This window comes from Pseudomonas cichorii, assembly GCF_003700275.1.
GTDB classification, from domain to species: Bacteria; Pseudomonadota; Gammaproteobacteria; order Pseudomonadales; family Pseudomonadaceae; genus Aquipseudomonas; species Aquipseudomonas cichorii_B.
This window is the reverse complement of record NZ_RBRE01000032.1, coordinates 1-9,605: the sequence shown is the minus strand read 5'-3', so window position 1 is coordinate 9,605 and position 9,605 is coordinate 1. Positions and strand designations below refer to the sequence as shown.

Below are 9,605 nucleotides of genomic sequence, written 5' to 3'. Positions count from 1 at the left end.
GGTCATTAGACCAGCTCAGTTGACCGTGTGATGGCGCTTGTCCTGTGCGCCATGCACGGTCAGCGTGTCGGCATCGGATTCGGTGATCGGAACGTTCTGCCCGTCAATCAATGCCTCGGACATATGGGTCGCATCATTGGTCGTGATGACCACATTCGCCACAGGGCTGCGCAGGATCGTATCGTGAAACGTCACGGAGCAGGATGTGTGGGTGCTATCGAATTCCAGTGTCATGGCACAGCTCCTTGAGGTGTGCGGCAAAACTCTCAGACATTCAAACCCGGGATATTGATCAGGGTCAGGGTTCGACGCAGGAGGGCGGCGCGCGCCCTCCGTGTCTGGTTCACTGGGGCAAGTCATCCAGCAGCACGGCAGGTGGTTCCTGGGTTGGTGGATCGCCTGCCGGCGGCTGGACCACGGGCGGCATGGTGGGTGGTGGCTCTTCGGCTGGCGGTGGTACGGGCAGCGTGGGTGTGTCGATATTCGGGTCCGGTGTTTCGGCGGGGATTGGGATGTTCATGGGCGTCACCTGTATTGGTTGCACAATTTTTCGACCCCCCTGCCTTGCAGATGATTCAACCCGATTGCCGGGTGGTCAGGGCTCTAACGCTTATCGGCTATTGGACTAAGCTGTGGGTCGATCTATCGATCCGAAAGCTGTTTGAACTTTCCCAACCACCATTGTTCGGAAACTATGCGGCCGGAACAGACAAGTCTTTACTGTCTGCATCTGCCCGCACTGCATCGATATAGTCTTTTTTTCTGCATGGATTGCACAGGAGCGTCCCAGGGGCGTGAGGAGTGATGCTCGATGAATGTGACTGCTGATCAGCCGTATGGCCCGGATTCTCTGGCCTCCGATGTTCCACACCCAATCCGTCCACTGTCCCTGACCCAAGCTCTGCAACTACCGCGCATCGTTATCGAAGACGTCATGCCGGTGGTCGATGGCGGACTGTTTGCCGCCAAGGGCATCGTCGGGCAGAAGGTGACGGTTACCGGCAAGGTGTTTGCCGACGGGCACGACAAACTGGCGGTGCGGGTCTGCTGGCGGGTAGACGGTGAAGAGAACTGGCACGACTCACCGCTGAGCGACCTTGGCAATGACAGCTGGATCGGCGAGTTCACGCCGACCTCCGTCAATCGCTATGTATTTCGCCTGGAAGCCTGGATCGATCAGTACGCCAGCTATCGCTATGAGCTGGAGAAAAAGTACGCTGCCGGTGTGCCCATCGAGCTGGAGCTTGAAGAAGGGCGCCTGCATCTGCTGCATGCCGCCGAGCGCAGTCAGGGTGCGTTGCGCCAGCAGATCGAAAGCGTTCTGGAACGTCTGGGACAGGCGGACCCCGAGGCCCGGGTCGCCTTGCTGCTGCACAGTGAAACAGCAGCGTTGATGGTGCAGGCAGACAACCGTGCGTTTCTGAGTCGCAGTATCGAGTTTCCGCTGGATGTGGAGCGCCAGTTGGCGCAGTTCGCCAGTTGGTATGAGCTCTTCCCCCGTTCGATCACCGATGATCCTGCACGGCACGGCACCTTCAATGATGTGCATTCACGGCTGCCGATGATTCGGGACATGGGCTTTGACGTGCTGTATTTCCCGCCGATTCATCCCATCGGCCGAGCCCATCGCAAAGGCCCCAACAATTCGCTGACAGCAGGTCCGGACGATCCCGGCAGCCCGTATGCCATCGGCAGTGAAGAGGGCGGCCACGACGCCATTCACCCGCAACTGGGCACCCGCGAGGATTTTCGCAATCTGGTTGCCGCGGCTGCGCAACACGGGCTGGAAATTGCCCTGGATTTCGCTATCCAGTGTTCCCAGGATCACCTCTGGCTCAAGGAGCATCCGGGCTGGTTCTCCTGGCGGCCGGACGGCACCATTCGTTACGCAGAAAACCCGCCGAAGAAATATCAGGACATCGTCAACGTCGATTTCTATGCTGCCGATGCGATTCCCAGTCTGTGGCTGGAGTTGCGTGACGTTGTACTCGGCTGGGTCGAGGAGGGCGTGAAGATCTTCCGGGTCGACAACCCGCATACCAAGCCGTTGCCATTCTGGCAGTGGATGATTGCTGACATTCGCAGCCAGCATCCGGATGTGATGTTCCTGGCCGAAGCCTTTACCAAGCCTGCGATGATGGCGCGTCTTGGCAAGGTCGGGTATTCGCAGAGCTACACCTATTTCACCTGGCGCAATACCAAGGCCGAGCTGTCCGAATACCTGACCCAGCTCAACCAGCCACCGTTGCGCAATTGCTACCGGCCCAACTTTTTCGTCAATACCCCGGACATCAACCCGCATTTCCTGCATGAGTCGGGACGCGCGGGCTTTCTGATCCGTGCTGCGCTGGCAACCATGGGCTCTGGACTGTGGGGCATGTATTCGGGATTCGAGCTGTGCGAGTCGGCTCCGATTCCGGGCAAGGAAGAGTATCTGGATTCCGAGAAGTACCAGATCCGCGTCCGCGACTTCACCGCACCGGGCAATATCATTGCCGAGATCGCCCAGCTCAACCGCATCCGCAAGCAGAACCCGGCGCTGCATACTCATCTGGGCTTGAAGCTATATGCGGCCTGGAACGACAACATCCTGTATTTCGGCAAACGCTCGGACGATGGCAGCAACTTCATTCTGGTCGCCGTCAGCCTCGATCCGTTCAATGCCCAGGAAGCGCACTTCGAGCTGCCTTTGTGGGACATGGGCCTGCCTGACGACGCCGCCACTTCTGGAGAAGACTTGATGACCGGACACCGCTGGACCTGGTACGGCAAGGTTCAATGGATGCGCATTGATCCTTCGTATCAGCCCTTTGGCATCTGGCGTATCCAGGCCGCGAATTGAACAGGCAGGAGCTAGTCATGGCGAAGAAGAAAGCTACTAACGCCACGTTCATCAACGACCCGCTCTGGTACAAGGATGCGGTGATCTATCAGGTCCACGTGAAGTCGTTTTTCGATTCCAACAACGATGGTATCGGCGATTTTGCCGGCCTGATCGACAAGCTCGATTACATTGCCGAGCTGGGCGTCAATACCATCTGGCTGTTGCCGTTCTATCCCTCGCCGCGTCGCGACGATGGCTACGACATTTCCGAATATCGCGATGTGCACAGCGATTACGGCACCATGGCCGATGCCAAAAAGTTTATCGCCCAGGCCCACAAGCGCGGTTTGCGAGTCATCAGCGAACTGGTCATCAACCACACTTCGGACCAGCATCCCTGGTTCCAGAAGGCGCGGCACTCCAAGCCCGGCTCCAAGGCCCGTGACTTTTATGTGTGGTCCGATACCGACCAGAAATACGAAGGCACGCGGATCATCTTTCTCGACACGGAAAAGTCCAACTGGACCTGGGACCCGGTTGCCGGTCAGTATTTCTGGCACCGTTTCTATTCCCATCAACCGGACCTGAACTTCGATAACCCGCAAGTGATGGAGGCGGTGCTGGATGTCATGCGTTTCTGGCTGGATCTGGGGATCGATGGTCTGCGCCTGGATGCCATTCCGTATCTGATCGAGCGCGATGGTACCAATAACGAGAACCTGCCCGAGACGCATCAGGTCCTCAAGCGCATTCGTGCGGAAATCGACGCTCACTATCCGGATCGCATGCTGCTGGCCGAGGCCAATCAATGGCCGGAAGACACGCAGCTGTATTTCGGTGACACCCATGGTGCGGATGGCGATGAATGCCATATGGCATTTCACTTTCCGCTGATGCCGCGCATGTACATGGCACTGGCCCAGGAAGATCGTTTTCCGATCACTGACATCCTGCGCCAGACGCCGGAAATCCCTGCCAATTGCCAATGGGCGATTTTCCTGCGCAATCACGATGAACTGACCCTGGAAATGGTCACCGACCGCGAGCGCGACTACCTGTGGAATTATTACGCGGCCGACAAGCGTGCCCGTATCAATCTGGGTATCCGGCGCCGTCTGGCACCGCTGGTTGAGCGTGACCGGCGGCGTGTCGAACTGCTCAACAGCATGCTGCTGTCCATGCCCGGCACCCCGACGCTGTATTACGGCGACGAAATCGGCATGGGCGACAACATTTACCTGGGCGACCGCGATGGCGTACGTACGCCGATGCAGTGGTCCATCGACCGCAATGGCGGCTTTTCGCGGGCCGATCCGGCCAGTCTGGTATTGCCGCCGCTCATGGACCCGCTGTACGGCTATCAGTCGGTCAACGTCGAAAGCCAGGAAAAAGACTCGCACTCGCTGCTGAACTGGAATCGCCGCATGCTGGCGGTGCGCAAGCAGCAGAAGGCCTTCGGCCGCGGCACGCTGAAAATGCTTTCGCCGTCCAATCGTCGCATCCTGGCCTACATTCGCGAATACACCGGGTCAGATGGACACAACGAGACCATTCTGTGCGTAGCCAACGTCTCCAGTGCGGCCCAGGCGGCTGAGCTGGAGCTGTCCGCCCACGCGGGCACTGTACCGGTGGAAATGCTCGGCGGCAGTGCATTCCCGCCGATCGGGCAACTGAATTATCTGCTGACGCTGCCACCTTATGGTTTTTACTGGTTTCTTCTCGCCCCGGAGAATCAAATGCCCAGTTGGCACGTCGAACCCGCTAAAAGCATGCCGGACTTTCCTACGCTGGTCCTCAAGAAACGCCTTGAGGAACTGCTCGATGAGCCGCTGCGCAGCACCATGGAAAAGACTTCCCTGGCGGTCTATCTGCCCAAGCGTCGCTGGTTCGCTGGCAAGGACAAGGCCATCGAGCAGGTCAACATCGCCTATGCGGTGCGCTTTGGCGACCCGTCACATCCGGTCCTGCTCAGCGAAATCGAGGTCACGTCCGAGGGCCAGCCAGAGCGTTATCAATTGCCTTTCGGGCTGCTTGCCGAAGACGACATCAGCAGTGCCTTGCCACAGCAACTGGCACTGGCGCGCGTCCGGCGAGGTCGGCAAGTCGGCCTGATCACCGATGCCTTTACCCTGGAAACCTTTGTCCGTGCGGTGATTCAAGGCATGCAGGCGCAGACCGTGTTGCCTTGCAATGAAGGCGAATTACGTTTCGAGCACAGCTCGGAACTGGCTCCGCTGGGGCTGAACGAAGAGTCGGAAGTACGCTACCTCTCTGCCGAGCAGTCCAACAGTTCGGTGGTGGTGGGCAGCCTGGTGCTCAAGCTGATTCGCAAGGTCAGCGCTGGCACTCACCCGGAACTGGAAATGGGCGCATACCTGACCCAGGCTGGCTACCGGAACATTTCCCCGCTGCTGGGGGCGTTGACGCGAGTCGGCAATGATGGCCAGCCGCATTTGCTGATGATCGCCCAAGGCTATCTGAGCAATCAGGGTGATGCCTGGGAATGGACCCAGAACAACCTTGAGCGCGCGGTGCGCGATGCACTGGCGCATGGCATATCCGAGCAGGAACAGCATTACAACGCGCTGCTGGAGCTGGCCGACTTCTCACTGTTTCTGGGACAACGGCTGGGTGAAATGCATCAGGTCCTGGCTGCACCGACGGATAACCCGGACTTTGCAGTGCAAGTCACCAGCGTCAAGGACAGCGAGGCTTCTGCGAAAAGTATCGCTGCCCAGCTTGAGCGCGCCCTGCAATTGCTCGATCAGCGCAAGGAAGATCTGGAGGCGGATGATCAACAACTGGTCAGCGATCTGCTCGACAGGCGCAAAGCCATTCACAAACATGTGCAAGACCTGGCCAAACGTTCGGTAGGCGGTTTGCGCATGCGCGTTCACGGTGACCTGCATCTGGGTCAGGTGCTGGTGGTCAAGGGCGATGCCTATCTGATCGATTTCGAGGGCGAGCCTGCCCGCAGCCTGAATGAACGACGTGCCAAGCACAGCCCGTTCAAGGATGTCAGCGGCGTTTTGCGTTCTTTCGACTACGCTGCGGCCATGGCCGTGCGCAGCGCGCAGAGTGTGGATACTTCGGTCGAGGCCGGCGAAGCCCGGCTTCATGTGGCCGAGACCTATCTGGCGCAGGCCCGCGAGTCGTTCCTGGAAGGCTATCGCAAGGCGACCCGGGAACTGGCGCATGCCTGGGAAGACCCGCAAGGCGAGGGCGCTGCACTTGAGCTGTTCACCCTGGAAAAAGCTGCTTATGAAGTGATCTACGAAGCCGAGAATCGTCCGAGTTGGTTGGCCGTACCTTTGCAGGGCTTGCGTGGATTGCTGGAATTGTCTGATGGAGAAACCAAATGAATTTGCCTGACAAAATCGGCGCGGGCCGCCAACCAATGCCCGCTGCCGTCGATATGGATGCGTTGATCCGTGCCGAGCACCGGGATCCCTTTTCCATTCTCGGGCCTCACGAAGATGGAAAAGGCGGACAGTTTATTCGTGCCTACCTGCCGGGAGCCCTGAGCGTTCGCGCTCTGGCCCGTGAAGACGGTCGTGAGTTGGGCGAGCTGGAAATGAGTGAAGTCCCGGGATTCTTCATCGGCCATTTCCACCAGAAACAGCCATATCTGCTGAAGATCAACTGGGCTGGCGGCGAACAGATTACCGAGGATCCTTACAGCTTCGGTCCGCTGCTGGGTGAAATGGACCTGTATCTTTTCGCCGAAGGCAATCACCGCGACCTGAGCAGTTGCCTGGGCGCGCAGATTACCAATGTCTCGGGTGTCGATGGAGTGCGCTTCGCGGTCTGGGCACCGAATGCCCGTCGGGTTTCGGTGGTCGGCAGTTTCAATAACTGGGATGGACGTCGGCATCCCATGCGCCTGCGGCACCCGTCTGGTGTCTGGGAAGTGTTTGTGCCCCGTCTTGAGGCGGGCGAAATCTACAAGTACGAGATTCTCGGCAGCCAGGGCATCCTGCCCTTGAAGTGCGATCCGGTAGCACTGGCAACTACCTTGCCGCCCGATACGGCGTCGAAGGTTGCCAGACCGCTGCAGTTCGACTGGCAGGATCATGACTGGCTGCAGTCGCGTGGTGATCGCCATTCTCCGGCGGCACCGTTGTCAATCTACGAACTGCATGCCGGCTCCTGGCAGATGGAACAGAACGAAGACGGCACTCAATGGCGGCAGTACAACTGGCGTGAATTGGCCGACCGGCTGATTCCCTACGTCAAGGAACTGGGGTTCACTCATATCGAACTGATGCCGATCATGGAGCATCCCTTCGGCGGTTCGTGGGGGTATCAGTTGCTGGCGCAATTTGCCCCAACGGCGCGCTACGGTTCGCCCGAAGACTTCGCCGCCTTCGTCAATGCCTGCCACCAGGCCGAGATCGGCGTGATTCTCGACTGGGTACCCGCGCATTTCCCTACCGACGCTCATGGTCTGGCCCAGTTCGACGGCACGGCGCTGTATGAATACGGCAACCCTCAGGAAGGCTTCCATCAGGATTGGGACACGCTGATCTACAACCTGGGCCGCACCGAAGTGCATGGTTTCATGTTGGCCTCGGCGCTGCACTGGCTCAAGCATTTCCATATCGACGGCCTGCGGGTGGATGCGGTGGCCTCGATGCTGTACCGCGATTATTCGCGCAAGGCTGGCGAATGGGTGCCGAACCGTTTTGGTGGTCGGGAAAACCTGGAGGCCATCGATTTCCTGCGTCACCTCAATGACGTGGTCGCGCTAGAGGCACCGGGCACCATGGTAATCGCCGAGGAGTCCACAGCCTGGCCGGGCGTGACCCAGAATACCCAGCAGGGCGGCCTGGGTTTCGCCTACAAGTGGAACATGGGCTGGATGCATGACTCGCTGCATTACATTCAGCAAGACCCGGTCCACCGTGCCCATCACCATAACGAGCTGAGCTTTGGCTTGATGTACGCCTGGTCCGAGCGTTTCATCCTGCCGATTTCCCATGATGAAGTGGTGCACGGCAAGCGTTCGCTGATCGACAAGATGCCCGGTGACCGCTGGCAGAAATTCGCCAACCTGCGCGCCTACCTGACCTTCATGTGGACCCATCCGGGCAAGAAGCTGCTGTTCATGGGCTGCGAGTTTGGCCAGTGGCGTGAGTGGAATCACGACGAACAACTGGACTGGTACCTGCTGCAATACGCCGAGCATATCGGCGTGAAAAAGCTGGTGACCGATCTGAATCGCTTGTATCGCCAGGAAAAGGCTCTGCATGAGCGCGACACCGAGCCAATGGGCTTTCAGTGGCTGATCGGCGACGATGCGGCCAACAGCGTGTATGCCTGGCTGCGCTGGAGCAAGGAGGGCGAGCCATTGCTGGTGGTCGCCAACCTGACGCCGGTGCCGCGTGATAGCTATCGCGTCGGTGTGCCTTTTGCCGGCACCTGGGTCGAATTGCTCAACAGCGATGCCGAAACCTATGCCGGATCGAATCTGGGCAATGGCGGTGGCGTGCATACCGAGGACAGCCAGAGCCATGGCATGCCGGTGTCCGTACACCTGAGCCTGCCGCCGCTTGCGGTGCTGGTGCTCAAGCCAAGGATAGAGCAGGCCTGACAAGCCTCTGTGGGAGCGTATTCATCCGCGAAAACGGCACAAGACCGTCTTCGCGGATGAGTCCGCCTACACGCTGTACAGGGCGGGCTTTACCAACTCATCCGGACTCCCAGATTACCGCGCAGCCCGTTCAGGTCATTGCCATCCAGATTGCTGCTGTAATCGGTGCTCACGTAAAGGCTGATGTCCCTGGACAGTCTGGCGCTCAGGCCAATGCCCAGGTCTGCCGTGGTGGACTGGTGCTGCGTCTTGATGCGGTCGCGATGGTCGAAGGTCAACGTGTCCGAGCCGTCGAGGGTGTGCCAGAGATTGCCCTGTACGAACGGCTCAAGCGTAATCCCGTTCACCTGATATCGTCCTTCAAGGCGTCCGCCAAGGCGAGCACTGGTATAGGGCCGGGAATCGAAAGCGATATGTGAAATACCATCGTTCTGGCTATCGAGATCGATCCGCTGGTGGATGATCTGTGCCTGAGGCTCGATCACCCAGTGCGAGGACAGCGCCACCGGGTAACCGGCCTCCAGCGAAAGGCTCAGGGCATTGCCTTCGGTGTCGATACGTATCCCTCGTTCGGAGCGGCTATGGCCATCCAGTCGGGTGCCCATCGCCACGGCATCCACATACCAGCCTCTCGGATCGGTCAGCGTCCAGTAGATACCCAGGCTGTCACCCTGGATTTTCAGCTTGCCGGTACGGCGATTGTGGAAGCCTCCGGCAAAACCTTTGACGTGTCCGTCCAAGCGAGAATGGGCTACGAACAGTCCGGCTCGCTGGGTTCGTCCGCCAGAGGTTTGCCTGGCCAGCACGTCATGGCCGATCTGATAGCCCTTGAGCGACGCATCCAGGCTTGGAGCCACGGTGCCGGACCAGCCCTGTCTGAAGTCGTTGCCGAATATCCTGGCCCAGCCTGCGGGGAAGACGCCGGTTTCTGTCAGCAGGTTCTGGTCGCCTTGACGCTCATGAAAGGTGCCCAGCGATGACATCATCAGCGTCGCAATGGCGGGCGTGACTACCGCGTAGTTGGGGACTTCCAGACGATACAGCGGCACTGGCGCTGCACCACGCACAGGTTGTGGAAGTGGCGGGGTGCCGGGAGCGGCAATGGGCTGCACTCTTGCCGGTTGCGGTTGCGGTTGCGGTTGCGGAGCAGGTGTCGGTACCCCAGGCTCTGTTGGTGTTGGTGTTGGT

The 9,605-nt window shown here is 59.1% G+C and carries 6 protein-coding genes; 3 read left to right on the top strand and 3 right to left on the bottom strand.

Going from position 1 to position 9,605, the window contains the following annotated elements; genetic code table 11:
- Positions 1 to 15 precede the first annotated feature (15 nt).
- Positions 16 to 234, bottom strand: a complete 219-nt coding sequence (locus ALQ04_RS26900) for a DUF3203 family protein (protein WP_183142129.1) — start codon at positions 232 to 234, stop codon at positions 16 to 18.
- Between the two features lie 109 nt (positions 235 to 343).
- Positions 344 to 520 (bottom strand): hypothetical protein, encoded by a 177-nt coding sequence (locus tag ALQ04_RS26895; protein ID WP_183142128.1) that lies wholly within the window; start codon positions 518 to 520, stop codon positions 344 to 346.
- Positions 521 to 811: 291 nt separating this feature from the next.
- On the opposite strand from ALQ04_RS26895, the gene ALQ04_RS07250 reads away from it, so the two are divergent.
- Genes ALQ04_RS07250 through glgB form a run of 3 tightly spaced genes read left to right on the top strand, consistent with a single transcriptional unit; the run spans position 812 to position 8,417 of the window.
- Positions 812 to 2,842 carry an alpha-1,4-glucan--maltose-1-phosphate maltosyltransferase gene (locus ALQ04_RS07250; RefSeq protein WP_122315081.1) on the top strand — a complete coding sequence of 677 codons (2,031 nt, stop codon included), beginning with the start codon at positions 812 to 814 and terminating at the stop codon, positions 2,840 to 2,842.
- Between the two features lie 17 nt (positions 2,843 to 2,859).
- Positions 2,860 to 6,186 (top strand): maltose alpha-D-glucosyltransferase, encoded by a 3,327-nt coding sequence (gene treS / locus ALQ04_RS07245; RefSeq protein ID WP_122315080.1) that lies wholly within the window; start codon positions 2,860 to 2,862, stop codon positions 6,184 to 6,186.
- Positions 6,183 to 8,417, top strand: coding sequence for a 1,4-alpha-glucan branching protein GlgB (gene glgB / locus ALQ04_RS07240; RefSeq protein ID WP_122315079.1), 2,235 nt, complete (start codon positions 6,183 to 6,185; stop codon positions 8,415 to 8,417). Before treS ends, glgB begins: the two co-directional genes overlap by 4 nt.
- An 89-nt stretch (positions 8,418 to 8,506) precedes the next feature.
- Here glgB and ALQ04_RS07235 read toward each other — a convergent pair.
- Positions 8,507 to 9,605 (bottom strand): autotransporter domain-containing protein (locus ALQ04_RS07235; RefSeq protein ID WP_147466571.1); only part of this gene is annotated, 1,099 nt, incomplete at its 5' end.